This is a genomic window from Actinoallomurus iriomotensis (assembly GCF_030269445.1).
Lineage (GTDB): Bacteria > Actinomycetota > Actinomycetes > Streptosporangiales > Streptosporangiaceae > Actinoallomurus > Actinoallomurus iriomotensis.
On the sequence record NZ_BSTJ01000003.1, the window covers coordinates 601,473 to 616,809 of the forward strand.

At 73.0% G+C, this 15,337-nt stretch carries 16 protein-coding genes; 8 read left to right on the forward strand and 8 right to left on the reverse strand.

What is annotated here, in order from left to right; all coding sequences use genetic code 11:
- Positions 1 to 49: 49 nt before the first annotated feature.
- Positions 50 to 1,696 (forward strand): RNA polymerase sigma factor, encoded by a 1,647-nt coding sequence (locus tag QSK37_RS15720; RefSeq protein ID WP_285621145.1) that lies wholly within the window; start codon positions 50 to 52, stop codon positions 1,694 to 1,696.
- Positions 1,697 to 1,720: 24 nt separating this feature from the next.
- On the opposite strand, the gene QSK37_RS15725 is transcribed toward QSK37_RS15720, so the two are convergent.
- Positions 1,721 to 2,461 (reverse strand): HD domain-containing protein, encoded by a 741-nt coding sequence (locus QSK37_RS15725; protein WP_285621147.1) that lies wholly within the window; start codon positions 2,459 to 2,461, stop codon positions 1,721 to 1,723.
- A gap of 121 nt (positions 2,462 to 2,582) precedes the next feature.
- Positions 2,583 to 3,290, reverse strand: a complete 708-nt coding sequence (locus QSK37_RS15730; protein WP_285621149.1) for an SDR family oxidoreductase — start codon at positions 3,288 to 3,290, stop codon at positions 2,583 to 2,585.
- A gap of 80 nt (positions 3,291 to 3,370) precedes the next feature.
- On the opposite strand from QSK37_RS15730, the gene QSK37_RS15735 reads away from it, so the two are divergent.
- From QSK37_RS15735 to QSK37_RS15750, 4 genes are all read left to right on the forward strand, one after another.
- A complete protein-coding gene (locus tag QSK37_RS15735) occupies positions 3,371 to 4,213 on the forward strand; it encodes a helix-turn-helix transcriptional regulator (protein ID WP_285621151.1) in 843 nt (280 codons plus the stop codon).
- Between the two features lie 85 nt (positions 4,214 to 4,298).
- Complete coding sequence (locus tag QSK37_RS15740; protein ID WP_285621154.1) at positions 4,299 to 5,993, forward strand: DEAD/DEAH box helicase; 1,695 nt, start codon at positions 4,299 to 4,301, stop codon at positions 5,991 to 5,993.
- Positions 5,994 to 6,076: 83 nt separating this feature from the next.
- Positions 6,077 to 6,634 carry an RNA polymerase sigma factor gene (locus QSK37_RS15745; protein WP_285567892.1) on the forward strand — a complete coding sequence of 186 codons (558 nt, stop codon included), beginning with the start codon at positions 6,077 to 6,079 and terminating at the stop codon, positions 6,632 to 6,634.
- On the forward strand, positions 6,627 to 7,793 hold the full coding sequence (locus tag QSK37_RS15750; protein WP_285621157.1) for a hypothetical protein: 1,167 nt from the start codon (positions 6,627 to 6,629) through the stop codon (positions 7,791 to 7,793). The genes QSK37_RS15745 and QSK37_RS15750 overlap by 8 nt, the downstream gene beginning before the upstream one ends.
- Before the next feature lie 53 nt (positions 7,794 to 7,846).
- Here the strand turns inward: QSK37_RS15750 and QSK37_RS15755 are convergent, their stop codons facing one another.
- Genes QSK37_RS15755 through QSK37_RS15765 form a run of 3 tightly spaced genes read right to left on the reverse strand, consistent with a single transcriptional unit; the run spans position 7,847 to position 10,077 of the window.
- Positions 7,847 to 8,209 (reverse strand): hypothetical protein, encoded by a 363-nt coding sequence (locus tag QSK37_RS15755; protein ID WP_285621159.1) that lies wholly within the window; start codon positions 8,207 to 8,209, stop codon positions 7,847 to 7,849.
- A gap of 21 nt (positions 8,210 to 8,230) precedes the next feature.
- Complete coding sequence (locus tag QSK37_RS15760) at positions 8,231 to 8,908, reverse strand: response regulator transcription factor (protein WP_285567886.1); 678 nt, start codon at positions 8,906 to 8,908, stop codon at positions 8,231 to 8,233.
- Positions 8,905 to 10,077, reverse strand: coding sequence for a sensor histidine kinase (locus QSK37_RS15765; RefSeq protein WP_285621162.1), 1,173 nt, complete (start codon positions 10,075 to 10,077; stop codon positions 8,905 to 8,907). The genes QSK37_RS15760 and QSK37_RS15765 overlap by 4 nt, the downstream gene beginning before the upstream one ends.
- Before the next feature lie 153 nt (positions 10,078 to 10,230).
- On the opposite strand from QSK37_RS15765, the gene QSK37_RS15770 reads away from it, so the two are divergent.
- The 3 genes from QSK37_RS15770 to QSK37_RS15780 are packed head-to-tail and all read left to right on the forward strand — an operon-like array spanning position 10,231 to position 13,510.
- The gene (locus QSK37_RS15770) at positions 10,231 to 11,169 is read left to right on the forward strand and encodes an ATP-binding cassette domain-containing protein (RefSeq protein ID WP_285621164.1); all 939 of its coding nucleotides are present in this window, start codon (positions 10,231 to 10,233) and stop codon (positions 11,167 to 11,169) included.
- Positions 11,166 to 12,737 carry an ABC transporter permease subunit gene (locus QSK37_RS15775; RefSeq protein WP_285621166.1) on the forward strand — a complete coding sequence of 524 codons (1,572 nt, stop codon included), beginning with the start codon at positions 11,166 to 11,168 and terminating at the stop codon, positions 12,735 to 12,737. Before QSK37_RS15770 ends, QSK37_RS15775 begins: the two co-directional genes overlap by 4 nt.
- Complete coding sequence (locus tag QSK37_RS15780) at positions 12,734 to 13,510, forward strand: ABC transporter permease (protein ID WP_285621168.1); 777 nt, start codon at positions 12,734 to 12,736, stop codon at positions 13,508 to 13,510. Before QSK37_RS15775 ends, QSK37_RS15780 begins: the two co-directional genes overlap by 4 nt.
- Positions 13,511 to 13,533: 23 nt before the next feature.
- On the opposite strand, the gene QSK37_RS15785 is transcribed toward QSK37_RS15780, so the two are convergent.
- The 3 genes from QSK37_RS15785 to QSK37_RS15795 form a co-directional block, all read right to left on the reverse strand.
- Positions 13,534 to 13,824: a winged helix-turn-helix domain-containing protein gene (locus tag QSK37_RS15785; RefSeq protein WP_285621169.1), complete on the reverse strand. Its 291-nt coding sequence runs from the start codon at positions 13,822 to 13,824 to the stop codon at positions 13,534 to 13,536.
- Between the two features lie 38 nt (positions 13,825 to 13,862).
- Positions 13,863 to 14,366, reverse strand: coding sequence for a hypothetical protein (locus tag QSK37_RS15790; protein ID WP_285621171.1), 504 nt, complete (start codon positions 14,364 to 14,366; stop codon positions 13,863 to 13,865).
- 70 nt (positions 14,367 to 14,436) lie between these two features.
- Positions 14,437 to 15,318, reverse strand: coding sequence for a winged helix-turn-helix transcriptional regulator (locus QSK37_RS15795; RefSeq protein ID WP_285621174.1), 882 nt, complete (start codon positions 15,316 to 15,318; stop codon positions 14,437 to 14,439).
- Between the last annotated feature and the right edge of the window lie 19 nt (positions 15,319 to 15,337).

The window sequence follows — 15,337 nt, forward strand, 5'->3', positions numbered from 1 at the left end:
TTCTGCTGTTATGTGTGATTTGCACGGATGTAATGGAACGGAGGGGCCGGTGTCGCTGATCGAGGCACTACGGGCGGGTGCTCCGCAGGCGTTCGGCGCGCTCTATGACGAGCACGCCGGGCCGCTCTACGCCTACTGCTACGTCATGGTCGGCGACGAGGCGGGCGACGCGCTGCGCGACGTCTTCGTCACGGTCGCGCGCCACCCGGACGCCATCCCGGGCGACGACGCGGAGTTGCCGGCGTGGCTGCACTCACTCGCCCGGACCGAGTGCGTACGGCGCGGCGCCTTCCTGCGCGGCGTCGTGGCGACGCCATCGGCCGACCCGCTGCGACGCGCACTGGCCCTCCTGAGCCCCGAAGACCGTGAGGTCCTGGCACTGTCGAACGCTCTCGACACGGCGGAGACCGCCCGGGTCCTCGGCGTGGCGTGGGACGCCGCCGAACTCCTCGTACGGGAGGCGCAGTGGCGCCTGCAGCAGGCCGCCGCCTCGGTGAGCGACCGGGAGCCGCGGGACTCGGCCACGCTCGCCCCGCTGAGCGGTGCGGCCCTGCACCGGCTGGTGACGCTCGGGTACGAGCCTCCGGCGGGACAACGGGAGCGCGTGCTGTCGTCCTGCGCGGCGGCCGGACGCGCGCGGGGCGGAACGGCGGTGTTCGGCGCCGACGGGACACCGCTGCCGCCGGATGCGTTCTCCGCACAGGCCGACGACGCCACCCACCAGTTCTCGACGATCTCCCCGGACGATCCGGCCACCGCACCGCTGCGCTTCGACGGGATTCCGGCGAACACGCGACCGGACCAGCCCGGATCGGACAGACCACCGCCCGCCGAGATCCCCGGAGCCGCACCGGCCGGACTGGAGCCCACGGGCGCGGGACCGGCCCACGACTCGCCGTACGACGAAGCGGCCACCGCACCGCTGCACCTCGGCGGGACCCCGGCGAACACGCGACCGGACCAGCCCGGATCAGACCGACCACCGCCCGCCGAGATCCCCGGAGCCGCACCGGCCGGACTGGAATCCGTGGGCGCGGGGCCGGCCGGGCACTCGGCGCATGCGGACGAGCAGCCGCCGCCCGGTCGAGGCACGCACGCCAAGCGGAGAAAGCCGGTCATCGGCCGGCGGGTCATCCCGGTCGTGGGCCTGGTGGCCTGCGTCACCGCGGCGACCGGCGTGGCCCTCGCGTTGTCCGGTTCCAACGACGCCGACCGGACCAGCGCGATCGTGCACCAGAGTGTGCGCCCGAGCCGATCGGTCCAGCCGTCGCCGTCGGGCGACCAGACGGCTCCGCCGCCCCGGGAGGCCTCGTCGGATCCGGACACGTCGCCGGCGCCGGCCGGCAGGTCCGCCGGGCCCACGGCCACGAAGTCCCCGAGCAGCCGCGCCTCCGCCGGCGCCCCGGACCCGGCGACCCCCACTCCCACGGCCGAGCCGACCACGACTCCGACGGCACGGCACACCCCGACCCCCAAGCCGACCCCGACCCACCATCACACCCCGAAGCCCCACCGGACTCCCAAGCCCCATCGGACCCCGACGGCCGAGCCGACCTCGCCTGACGAGCCGCGCCCCGAGACACCGACGACCGAGCCCAGGCCACATCACACCGCCGGGCGGGGCGACCTGTTCGGGCCCACGGGTCGCCGCGACGGCGATCCGGGGGTCCCGTGGCGCCCCGGCCCCCGGTGGTGACGCGGCCGGACCGCCGACCGGCCGCTAACCGGCCTCGGCGCGGTCGCCCTCGGGCACGGCGCCGAGATGGAGGATGGCGGTGAACCGCTGGTCGGCGCGGTCGAGCTGACCGGTGATGTGGTGCTTGATCCGGTCCGTCAGCGGGGTGTCGTCGCGGTTGATCAGCTCCTTGAGCGCCGGGACGAGCGGGCGGTACTTCATGGCCAGCTTGCGCACCTTCGGCCCGGTCGTGTGGACGAGCCCGACCCCGTTGTCGGTGAAGTCCGACACCTTGATGATCCGAGCCGTCGGGTGGCGGTCGAGATTGGCGATGACGTGGGCGCGGTACTGGGCGTGGACGTCGCGGGTGCGGTCGTACGCCGGGTTCGTCACCGCGTGGACGAGCCCGGCGACGCGCGGGCCGAACTCCTCGGACAGGACCTGCAGGGCCGCCGCCGCCGGATCGTCGTGGCCCTCGCCCGCCAGCTCGACGGGATGGTCCTCGACGGAGTCGTGCAGGAGGGCGGCGACGAGGACGTCGACGTCGTCCACCTCGTAGTGGCACATCACGCGCAGCGTCACCCGCAGCAGGTGGTTCACGACGGGTTCGCGGGCCCTGCGGTCCTGGCGGTGCAGGTCGCTCGCCAGCGCCAGCGCCCGGTTGAGGCGGCGCCAGTCGCGCTCTTCGAACCGCTCGACCTCGCGGGAAAACCGGTCGCGCAGACCGGCCTCACCGTAGACCTCGGTGATCGTGTGAAGTGGCAGGGTCTGTAGGAAGCTGGGCACCGTGCTCCTCCCCCACAGCGGTGCGCTCCCGCCCTCCGGGAGCGACGCCCGGCGTGTGGAAATGGCCGTGTGGGGATGAGACGCCGCCGAAGATCACCGGGTTCCGGCCGGCGCGTCGTCCTTACCAGGGGACCGGGGTCCCGTCCCAGGAGAAGAACTCCCCGGAGGGCCCGTCGTCCGGCAGCAGCGCCAGCCGTACGGCGCCCTCCGCGGCCTCGGCCGGGTCACCGTCGCTGGCGGCGGCGGTGGCGTTCAGGTCCGTCCGGCGGAGGCCGGGCGCGAGCGCGTTGACCTTGATCCCGTCGTCGGCCAGGGAGTGGGCGTAGAGCACGGTCAGCGCGTTGAGCGCCGTCTTCGACGACCGGTAGGCGGCGTACGTGCCCCGGTGCGGGAACTGCGGCCCGGTCGACCAGGTCAGCGAGCCGGTGCCGCTGGAGACGTTCACGATCCGAGGGTGCTTCGAGCGCCGCAGCGCCGGCAGGAAGGCGTTGGTCACCGTGACGATCCCGAAGACGTTGGTCTCGTAGACGCGGCGGAAGGCGTCGGCGTCCTCGTGCTCCGGCGTGGCGCCCTCGCCGGAGATGCCGGCGTTGTTGACCAGGATGTCCAGCGCGGCGACCTGCCGTACGGCCGCGGCGACGCTCGCGGCGTCGGTCACGTCGAGGACGAGCGGCCGGGCGTCGCCGCCGATCTCCTCGACGGCGCGTTCTCCGCGCGCGGCGTCGCGCGAACCGACGTAGACGGTGAGGCCCGCGCCCGCGAGCAGGCGGGCGATCTCCTTGCCGATGCCCTTGTTGGCGCCGGTGACCAGTGCGATGGAGTTGTCCATGCCTTCGAGGGTGCGCGCCGGCGGCGCGGCCGATCCAGGGACAATCGATACCAGGGAGAAGGGAACCGAGGAGGAGCCCGATGGCGAGAGCCGAACTGGCCCGCTTCCTGCGCGACCGGCGGGAGGGGCTGCGCCCCGAAGACCTCGGCCTGCCCGCGGGCGGCGGGCGCCGTACGCCGGGCCTGCGCCGCGAGGAGGTCGCCGACCTGGCTCGCATGTCGGTCGACTACTACGTCCGGCTGGAGCAGGCGCGCGGCCCTCGCCCCTCCCCGCGGATCCTGGGCTCCATGGCGGACGCGCTGCGGCTCTCGCCGCCCGAGCGGACGCATCTGTTCCGGCTGGCCGGTGTGCCTCCGGAGCCGCCGGCCGGCCCGCCGCGGCACGTCCGCCCGTACGTCGCGGGCCTGCTGCACCGGCTCCCGGCGACCGCGGTCGTCGTCACCGCGGCCACCTACGACGTGATCGCCTGGAATCCGCTGGCCGAGGCACTGCTCGGCGACCTTGGCGCGCAGTCCAACCTGGCCCGCCGGCGCTTCCTGTTCTCCGACGAGGTGCTGACCACGGGCCACGAGGAGTTCGGCGAGATCGCGGTCGCCCGGCTGCGGGCGGCCGCCGACCGGTATCCGCGCGACGCGGCCCTGGCCGCCCTGCTGGCCGAGCTCAGGGCGGGCAGCGCGGAGTTCAACGAGATCTGGGCCACCAACCCGGTCCGCGTCCCCGGCCACCGGACGAAGACGATGACGCATCCCGAGCTCGGCCGGCTGCACATCAGCTGTGACATCCTCAGCGTCCCCGACGACGACCAGCAGGTCGTGTTCATGACCGCCGAGCCGGACACACCGACCGCCCGGGCCCTGCACCATCTGGCCGACCGGTCTCTGCGGGAACGCGGTGGCGGAAGCATCCCTCCGCACACGAGATGATGCGCGGGCGGGCCGGGGCGCGGCGGAGTGCCACGGCCGAAGGGTGTAGGCCTGAAGGAAAGCCTTAGGGGAGGACGAGTCGACGGTGAGTGACAACGTGTCCGATGGCGTGTCGAGCTTCGCGGATCTGGGGTTGGGTCCGGAACTCCTGAACGCGCTGTCCGGTCTGGGTTACGAGGAGCCCACGCCCATCCAGCGGGAGGCGATTCCGCCGTTGCTGGAGGGAAGGGATCTCATCGGGCAGGCGGCCACGGGCACGGGAAAGACGGCGGCGTTCGCACTGCCGCTGTTGCAGGGGTTGTCCAGTGACGAGGGACGCACCGGGCCGGCGGCCCTGATCCTGGTGCCCACGCGGGAGCTGGCCGTACAGGTCTCCCAGGCGTTCCACCGCTACGGCCGCGGGCTGGGCGTGCGCGTCGTGCCCATCTACGGCGGGCAGCCGATCGGCTGGCAGATGAAGGCGCTCGAGCGCGGGGTCGACGTCGTGGTCGCGACACCCGGACGGGCGCTCGACCACATCGGCCGTGGCACGCTCCGCCCGCAGGAGATCAAGGCGGTCGTGCTGGACGAGGCGGACGAGATGCTCGACATGGGTTTCGCCGAGGACATCGAGGAGATCCTGCGCGAGACCCCCGACGACCGCCGGACGGTGCTGTTCTCCGCGACGCTGCCCCCGCGCATCAAGGGGCTCACCGGCCGCTACCTGCGCGACCCGGTCCAGATCCAGATCGGCCGCGAGGAGGCGCCGCCCGGTGAGGCCCCTCTGGTACGGCAGAACGCGTACGTGGTGGCACGGGCGCACAAGCCGGCGGCGCTCGGACGCCTGCTGGACGTGGAGGCGCCCACGGCCGCGATCGTCTTCTGCCGCACCCGCGAGGAGGTCGACCAGCTGACCGAGACCCTCAACGGACGCGGCTACCGCGCCGAGGCGCTGCACGGCGGCATGAGCCAGGACCAGCGCGACCGCGTCATGGGGAGGCTGCGCGGCGGGACGGCGGAGCTGCTCATCGCCACCGACGTCGCCGCGCGCGGCCTGGACGTCGAGCAGCTCACGCATGTCGTCAACTACAACGTTCCGTCCGCGCCCGAGTCGTACGTGCACCGCATCGGCCGGGTGGGCCGCGCCGGCCGCGAGGGCGTGGCCATCACCCTGGCGGAGCCGCGCGAGCACCGGATGCTCAAGACGATCGAGCGGGTGACGAAGCAGCGCATCACGGTGGAGAAGGTGCCGACGGTCGCCGACCTGCGCGCGCGGCGCCTGGAGCTGACCCGCGCCGCGCTGCAGGAGAGCCTCATGGAGGACGACCTGTCGCGCTTCCTGGCCGTGGTCGAGCCGCTCACCGAGGAGTTCGACGTCATGGAGGTGGCGCTCGCCGCGGTGAAGATGGCGTACGAGTCCAGCGGGGCCGCGGCCGACGAGGAGGAGATCCCGCAGATCGCCCCGAAGGCCGCCGACCGGGAGGGACGCGACCGCCGGGGCGCCGGCGCGCGGCGGGACCGGCGCGGGGGCACCCCCGCCCAGGGCATGACCCGCTTGTTCATCGGTCTCGGGCGCAGTGCGGCGGTCCGGCCGCAGGATCTGGTCGGCGCGATCGCCGGCGAGTCGAAGCTGTCCGGGCGCGACATCGGGGCGATCGAGATCGCCGACCGGTTCTCGCTGGTCGAGGTCCCGGAGTCCGCGGCCGAGCAGGTGATCAAGGCCTTGCGACGCACCACGATCAAGGGAAGAAAGCCCACGGTCCGCCGGGAACGCGACACGACGGGCAGACGTCCACGGTGAGGTGAAGCCACGGGCGCGGAAAGCGGAAGCCGGTTGCGGTTGATACCCAGGTGACCGCCATCCGCGCTATGGAAAGGCATCACATGACAGGGGATCCTCCGCCCCATCCGGCCGAGCGTTTCGACGAGGTGTTCGACGCCTACTTCGTCGAGATCCACCGGTACGCGGCCAAGCGGCTCGGCCCGGACGCCGCCGGTGACGTCGCGGCACAGACGTTCCTGGAGGCGTTCCGGCAACGTCGCCGCTACGACCCGGAGCGCGCGGGTGTGCGCACCTGGCTGTACGGCATCGCCACCAAAGTGGTCGGCAGGCACCAGCGGGCCGAGACACGCGCGCTGCGGGCGCGCGCCCGCCTCGGCCCGGGCCGGGGCGCCGAGGAGCACACCGAACGGGTCGACGCGCGGGTCAGCGCGCAGGGCCTGCGAGGCGAGCTCGCCGGGGCGATCGCGGCGCTGCCGCGCGGGCAACGCGACGTGCTGTTGCTCGTGGCCCTGGCCGACCTCAGCCACGACGAGGTCGCGGCGGCGCTGGGGATCTCCTATGGCACGGTCGGCTCCCGGCTGAGCCGTGCCCGAACCACACTGCGCAGGGCGCTGGGCGGCACCAATCCGATGCTCACTCTGGAGGAACAACATGGATGAGGTGCGGATGGTCCGGGACTCCTACCCCGAGCCGGCCCCGCCCACCGCCCGGGAGATCGCTCGGGCGAAGTCGCTGCTGGCCGGCCCGCCGCGCCGCTCGCGGCCCCGGCTGCTGTGGGGACTGGGCGGTGTCGTCGCGGCGGGCGCGGCGACGGCCGTGGCACTCACGCTCGTCGGCGGGAACGCGCCCGCCCCGCCGCAGCCGACCGGCCCGGTACACCTGGACGACAAGGCGCTCGTCCTCGCGGCGGCGGAGAAGGCGGAACAGCAGCCGACCGGCGTCTACTGGCACACCGACGTGGTCCAGGGCCAGTCCTTCATCGTTCGTGCGAAGACCGGGACCTATGCGATCACCGGTGCGCTCGACGAGATGTTCGGCTGGTGGGGCGCCAAGTCCGGCATGGGCGAGGGGCACTACGGTCGCGACCTCCCGGCCCGCCCGGTGACCGCGCGGGACGCGGCACTGTGGCGCAAGGCCGGGTCGCCGTCGACCTTCCGCGTCTGGGCCGGCGACCACTACGACACCTACACCACCAAGGCGCAGAAGTGGCAGATGGACGGCGTGAACAAGGGGACGGATCCGCACGGGGGTGGAAGCCTCGTGGGCGCCCTGGGGATGTCGGTCGAGGAGCTGCAGAAACTGCCGAGTGACTCTGCCAAGCTCGCCGAGATGTTCCTGAGCGATAAGACCATCTACAAGAAAGAGCACCCGATGGGCGCGCCCGCCGGCCGGACGAGGCAGGTCCCGCCCGCCGTCAAGCTCCACTTGGCGGGAGCCCTGGCACAGAACCCGGTCCAGCCGAAGGTGCGGGCGGGCCTGATGCGGGCGGCGACCACCCAGCCGGGCATCCACGCGATCGGCCGCGACACCGACCCGCTGGGCCGCCCGGGCGTCGCCCTGGCCGCCGACGACACCGCCTCGACCTGGACCGGGGAATACGGCGGGCCGCAGGCCGCCCGGGGGACCTACCGTTCCCGCAAGGTGATCGTCTTCGACCAGCGCACCGGGGCGATGCTGTCCGAACAGGAGGAGCTGACCAAGCCCGGTGGCCCGTACGCGGAGATGAAGCCCGGATTCATCATCGACTACGTGGCCTACCGCTCGGCGGGCTGGACCGACACCAAGCCGAGCCCGTCGGCCGAACTGCCCTTCCGCTGACCGGCGCCTCGCCGCCCGCGCCCGGATCTCCCCGGCGTGGGCGGCGGGGCCCGCTACCGCGAGGTGACGAGCAGGGCGATCCGGACCGCCGCGACGACGGTGACGAGACATGCCACGACGACGGCGACCGTCGCGGGCTCCCGGCCGTCCCACGAACGGCCGTTCCGGTCGGCCGGTCTCCTGGTCCGCAGCAGAGCGGGCACGCCACAGGCCAGGGCGATGATCGCGAAGAGCGCCGGCGCGCCCATGCGCCCGGCGGCGTAGTCGGTCCCGATGTCGGCCGCCGGCCGATACGAGAGCGAGTTGAAGGTCATGAGCCCGGCGAGCACCGCGAAGGTCGCGGCGGTGATCGCCAGCACGTTGCGGCGTCGTGGCCGCCGGTCCTGCTCTGCGGACGTCTCAGGCTCTGCGGTCATGGTCGAGAAGAGTAGAGATGATCAGTCGCCGGGTGAAGGCTCGTCGATGACGCGGTAGCCGACGCCCGGCTTGGTGACGATGACGGGTGGGTCGCCGAGCTTGCGGCGAAGCCGGCCGATGGTCACGGCGACCGTGTTGGTGAAGGGGTCGGCGTGCTCGTCCCACACCTGTTCGAGCAGGTCCTCGGCACTGAGGAACGCGGGACCGGCGCGCAGGAGCGCCTCCAGCACCCCGAACTCCTTGACCGACAGGTCGAGCGGGCGTCCGTCCCGTGCGACGGTGCGCCGCAGCGGGTCCAGCTCGATGCCGGCCGCGCGCAGGACCCGGGCTCGGGCGGCGGGCTGACGGCGGGCCAGCGAGCGGATGCGCAGCACGAGCTCGGGAAAGTGGAACGGCTTGGCGAGATAGTCGTCGGCTCCCAGGCTCAGCCCGCTGACCCGGTCACCGGGCGAGCCGGCCGCCGTCAGCATCAGCACCATGACCCGGTCGTGGCGTTCGGCGATCATCTTGCAGAGGGTGTCGCCGTGGATGCCCGGCAGGTCACGGTCGAGGACGACCACGTCGTAGGCGTTGAGGTCGAGCTTGGCCGCGGCCTCCAGGCCGTCGTGGGCGGCGTCCACGGCCATGCCCTGGTCGCGCAGCCCCTCGACCAGGACGTCGGCGAGGGACCGGGCGTCCTCCACCACCAGCACCCTCACGACGGGACTCCGGCCGCCATGTGGACGGGCAGCGAGATGCGGACCCGCAGGCCGCCCTCGGGACGAGCGCGCAGGTCCAGCTCGCCGCCGTGCGCGGCGGCGATGGACGCCACGATCGAGAGCCCGAGGCCGGACCCGCTGCCGGTACGGTCGGCGCCGAGCCGCCGGAACGGCTGGGCCAGCTCCGCGACCTGCCGCGCGTCCAGAACCGGTCCGCCGGTGTCGACGACCAGGTGTGCCGTCGCGCCGTCGGCCTCGGTGGCGACGCGGATCCAGCCTCCGTCGTGGTTGTGCGCGATCGCGTTGTCGATGACGTTGTCGACCATCCGGCGCAGGAGCGTACGGCTGCCGCGCAGCGGTACGTCGTCCCGGCCCGCGGTCTCGTGCACGGTCAGGCCCTTGGCGGCGATGTCGGCGGCGCGGGCCGCCAGCGCCTCGGACACGACGGGGCCCAGCGAGAGCGTCGTGTGGTCGGGCAGATCTCCGTGCTGGGTGCGGGCCAGGACGAGGAACCCCTCCAGCAGCCGGTCGACCTGGTCGAGCTCGGTGCGCAGCCGGCCGGCCAGCGCGGTCGTCTGTGCCGGAACCGGCTCCGGCTTGGCCACCGCCACGTCCAGCGACGCCCGCATGGTGGCCAGCGGCGTGCGGAGTTCGTGGGAGGCGTCGGCGACGAACCGGCGCTGGGCGGCGAAGGCGCCCTCCAGCCGTTCCAGCAGTTCGTCGATGGTGTCGGCGAGGTCCTTCACCTCGTCGGCCGGGCCGGGCGCGGCCAGCCGTTCGTGGAGGTTCTCCGCGGTGATCCGCCGGGTCGCCGCCGTCACCGTACGGAGCGGGCGCAGCACCCGGCCCGCGACGAGACGGCCCAGCACGACCGACGCCACCGCCATGACGCCCAGCGCGATCAACGACGCCGTCAGGAGCTGACGCGACTGGGCCGCGTGCACCTGGGCCAGCTGGTCCTGCAGCTGGTGGATGCGCGTCTGGGATTCGGCGGTCCACCCGCTCGCCGGCGGTCCGGCGGGCGCGGCCTCACTCGTCCGCGTTCCTCCGGAGACCATGACGGCGACGATGGCCAGCAGCCCGACCCCCGACAGCAGGAACACGGCACCGTACAAGGCGGTGAAGCGCGACCGCACGGTACGGCGCGACAGTCCCAACCGCATTCTCATCGGCCCTCCCCCACGGATGAACAGGCGCGCAGTCCAGGATGCCCGGAGTGACCTAACAACGGGATGACGGCCTGCGTTCGGCCGATGTTATGGCGGCCGGTGCATCGTTCGGGACCGCCCCGCAGAGCCGAGCGAAGAAGGACACGTCACGACATGAGCACCGCAGCGGCCATCGAGGTCATCGGGCTACGAAAACGCTTCGGCACGGCCGTCGCGCTGGACGGGATGTCCTTCGCCGTGACGACGGGGCGGGTCACCGGCTTCGTCGGGCCGAACGGAGCGGGAAAGTCGACCACCATGCGGGTGGTCCTCGGCCTGGACGCGGCCGACGAGGGTCAGGCGCTGATCGGCGGGCGGCCGTACGCGAGCCTGCGCCGTCCGCTGAGCCGGGTCGGGGCGCTCCTGGACGCCGGGGCGCTGCAGCCGAGCCGCAGCGCCCGCAACCATCTCCTGTGGCTGGCCCATTCCCAGGGGCTGACCGCCGAACGGGTCGACGAGGTGGTCGAGCAGGTCGGGCTGCGGCCCGTGATCCGCCGGAAGGCGGGCGGCTACTCCCTGGGCATGCGGCAGCGGCTCGGCATCGCCGCGGCGCTGCTCGGCGACCCGCCGGTGCTCATGCTCGATGAGCCGTTCAACGGCCTGGACCCCGAGGGCATCGTGTGGATCCGCGGTTTCCTGCGGTCGCTGGCCGCCGAGGGGCGCGCCGTCCTGGTGTCCAGCCACCTGATGAGCGAGCTGCAGGACACCGCCGACCACCTGGTGGTCGTCGGCCGCGGCAGGGTCATCGCCGACGCCGGCGTGGCGGAGCTGCTGGCCTCCACCGCCCGGGGCCGGGTGACGCTGCGCACCACGGCGAGCCCGGATGCGGCGACCGTGCTGACACGCGAGGGCGCCACCGTCACCCCCTCCGGCTGGGACACGCTGACCGTGTCCGGGCTGGCGGCGGAGCGGGTCGTGGCCCTCCTCAACGCGCGAGCGGTGCCGTTCTCCGAGGTGGCGCCGCATCGCGCGACGCTGGAGGAGGCCTACCTGGAGCTCACCCGCGACGCGGTCCAGTTCCGCGCCGCCGCCGTACGGGGGGAGGCCCGATGACCGGCACCCTCGCACCGAGCCGGCCGGGCGTGCGGACCGGCTTCGGCCGGCTGGTGCACGCGGAGTGGACCAAGTTCCGTACGGTCCGCGGCTGGGTGATCGCCATGGTGGCCGTGGCCCTGGTGACCGTACTGCTCGGGCTGTTCTCCGCGCAGGGCAGCCATTCCTCGTGCGGCAGCGGTCCGGTCGAGACCGCCTGCCCCGCCGTTCCGGTGGGGCCGGGCGGCGAGGCCGTGAACGACCACTTCTTCTTCGTCCACCGGTCGCTCACCGGAGACGGCGCCATCACCGTACGGCTGACCTCGCTGACCGGCATCATCACCTATCCCCCACCGAACCACGACGAGATCGTCCCCGGCGTCGTGCCGTGGGCGAAGGCCGGAGTCATCATCAAGGACGGCACCCGGCCGGGCTCGGCCTACGCGGCGCTGGTGCTCACCGGCAGGCACGGGGTGCGGATGCAGCACGACTTCACCGGGGACACGGCGGGCCGCCCGGGCGGCGCCTCCGCGGCGTCCCCTCGCTGGCTGCGGCTGACCCGCTCCGGCGACACGCTCACCGGCCACGAATCGCCCGACGGCACGCACTGGACCGAGGTGGGCACGGCGCACCTGGCCGGGCTGCCGGCCACGGCGCAGGTCGGGCTCCTCGTCACCTCCCCCGGTGACCTCACGGTGAAGCAGGGCGCTCTCGGCGGCAGCATCGAACAGAGTCGTTTCACCCAGGCCACCGGCGTGTTCGACCATGTGGAGGTGCGGGGCGACACGTCCGGCGGCGCATGGAGCCACGGGGAGGTGGGAGCCACCGGCACGCAGACCGACTGGGAGAAGTACCACCGTCCGGCCGGGGTCGAGAGGTCCGGCGGCACGTTCACCGTCAGCGGGAGCGGTGACATCGCGCCGCGCGGCTCGGGGGAGGGCATACGGATCGAGAACACCCTCACCGGGGCGTTCGCCGGGATGATCCTGCTGGTGATCGTGGCGGTGCTGTTCGTCACGGCCGAGTACCGGCGGGGCCTGATCCGCACCACCCTGCTCGCCGAACCACGGCGTGGCCGCGTGCTGGGCGCGAAGGCCGTCGTGATCGGCCTGGTCACCTTCGTCACCGGCCTGATCGCCGCCGTGGTCGCCGTACCGGTGTGCACGCACATCCTCCGCGCCAACGGCAACTACGTCCTGCCGGTCTCCTGGCTCACCGAGCTCCGGCTGATGGCCGGCACCGCGGCGCTGCTCGCCGTCGCCGCCGTCTTCGCCCTGGCCCTCGGCGCGCTGTTCCGGCGCGGCGTCGCGGCGGTGACCGCCGCCGTCGTCGTGCTCGTCCTGCCCCACGTCCTGGCGACCGCCTCGGTCCTGCCCGAAGGCGCGGCGCAGTGGCTGCTGCGGCTCACGCCGGCCGCCGCGTTCGCGATCCAGCAGAGCATCCCGGCGTACCCCCAGGTGACGGGCCACTACGTGCCGCAGGACGGCTACTATCCGCTGCCGCCGTGGGCCGGCCTCGCCGTGTTCTGCGGCTATGCCGCGCTCGCCCTCGGCCTGGCCGTCGTCCGGTTGCGCCGGAGGGACGCATGAGGCGGCACCTGCATGCGGAGTGGACGAAACTGCGCACCGTGCCGGGCACCGGCTGGCTGCTCCTCGCCGTCGCCGGGCTGACGGTGGCGCTGAGCGCCCTGGCGGCCGCCGCCGTGACCTGCCCCGCGACGGGCTGCGGCACGGACACCACCAAACTCAGCCTCACCGGAGTCCAGCTGGGGCAGGCGGCCGTCGCCCTGCTGGCCGTCCTGGGGATCGGCGGCGAGTACGGCACCGGCATGATCCACACCACGCTCACCGCGATGCCGGACCGTACCACCGTCCTCACCGCGAAGGCGGCCGTGCTCGCCGGCCTGACGATGGCCGCGGGAACCGTCGCGGTCCTCGGGTCCGTACTGGCCGCGCGACTGATCCTGCCCGGCAGCGGCTTCACCTCGGCGCACGGCCACCCGCTGCCGTCCCTGGCCGATGGGGCGACGCTCCGCGCGGCGGCCGGCTCGGTCCTCTACCTCATGCTGATCGCCCTGCTCAGCCTCGGCGTCGCCACCGCCGTACGGGACTCGGCGGCCGCCGTCGGCACCGTGCTCGGCCTGCTCTACCTGTTCCCGATCATCGGCCACGTGGTCTCCGACCCGCACTGGCAGCGGCGCCTGTGGCAGATCTCGCCGATGAACGCCGGGCTGGCCATCCAGAGCACCACCGAGCTGCGGAGCCTGCCTCTGACCCCGTGGGCCGGTCTCGGCGTCCTCGCCGCCTGGACCGCCGCGGCCCTCCTGTGCGGCGGGCTCCTCCTGCGGCTGCGCGACGCGTGAACGGGCGCCTGTGCCCGAACTCTCTACGGCAGGTCCTCCCGCCGGTGATCGCCGGCTCGCTCGACGATCAGCCGCAGCGCCTCGACGTGTTCGACGAACCGGTCTCGTCCCTGGCCGGTCGCCCGCACCGTGGTCTTGGGCACCCGGCCGAGATACGTCCGTCGCTGCTCCGCGTATCCGTCCTTCCTCAGCGTGGCCAGTTGCTTGGACAGGGCGGAGTCCGACAGGGACACCTCGTCCCGCAGGAAGGCGAAGTCACACCATTCGGCCGCGCACAGGACCGACATGATCGCCAGCCGCGTCGGGTCCGACAACAGGCGGTCCAGTCCCGGTGTCCCACCCGACGGAGACGTCATCGGTTCGTTCGCCGCCGCGAGACCGTGGTCAGCACCTGGCTCAGCCCGAACAGCAGGGTGAACCCGGCGCCGTACAGCACCCCGTCCACGGTGTTGGGGTAGTCCCGCAGGCCGACCGTGCCGGCGAGGTCACCGGCGAGACCGGCGCCGTAACGGGAGGCCAGCCAGGTGCCGACCACCGCCACGACGAGAACCACCCCGAAGACCTGCGGGTCGAACGACTGCCGGCGCTCCACTCCGCGCATCCTGCCCAGCAGCGACGACCGGCTCGCGAAGACGGTCACGAGCACGGCGGCCAGCGCGACCAGGACCAGGACGGCGATCAGCTTGGCGCCGCCGAGACCGACGAAGTCGTTGGCCGCCGTGCCCCCCGCGGTCAGCACGAAGATCGCCGCATAGACCCACCACGGGAGACGGGCCGCCCGCCGGGTCCGCTCCTGGTGGGTGCGGACCATCGCCAAGGCGTCCGCCGCCTGCCGCTGCTCGTCGTGTTCGTCCATGACCGCCTCCTTCGACTACTTTCCCATAAGGAAAACTCACTCCTTTCCGGTTAGGCAAGTAGTCGACGTGTCACGTGCCGCTCAGGGCGTCGAGGTGCGCCAAGGCGTCGGCGACGGATCCCGCCGGGTCGGAGATCGGGTACAGGACCGCACGGATCGTGCGGGCGCGGTCGATGACCAGGCTGAGTCGTTTGAGCCGGTCGACGCCGGCGGTGCGGAAGGTCGGCAGGCGCAGCGCCATGGTCAGCTCCAGGTCCTGGTCGGACAGCAGCGAGAACGGGATGCGGTGATGGGCGGCGAACTCGTCGAGCTGGTCGGGACGTTGCGTGCTCACCCCCTGGACGGTCGCGCCGCGCTCGGCGAAGTCGGGTAGCCGGTCGCGGAAGGTGCTCGACTCGAGCGTGCAGCCGGAGGTGCCGGGGATGCTCTCCCAGCCCGGCGGGTGGCCGGGAGTCCGCGGCGCCCAGGCGCCGGGGAAGCAGTACAGCACCGTCCACTCGGTGTCGGCGACCGGGTCGGTGCGGCCGTTCCGGCGGTCGGCCAGGCGGTGCGGCGGGAGGCGACGGCCGACGAGAGCGTGCACGCGCGCCGCTTCGGCCGATCCGGGCTTCGTGGTGGCGGTCAGGGATCCGTCACCGAGCAGGAACCGGTCGCCCCAGTCCTGCAGCGCGACGAGGACGGGCAGCAGACCACGCCCCTTCTCCGTGAGGTGGTACTCCGAGCGGGGCGGACGGTCGCTGTACGGACGGCGTTCGACCACCTCGTGCTCGACCAGGGCGTTGAGCCGCTCGGTGAGGACCTTCCGGCTGATGCCGAGCTCGTCGGCCAGGTCGGAGAACCTCGTGATGCCGCCGGCCAGATCGCGGAGCACCAGCAGCGTCCACCAGTCGCCGACCACGCCGAGAGCCTGCGCGATCGCGCAGTCGCCGTCGGCGACCTCGGGGTAGCGCATCCGCCCCGCCTTCCGTGGT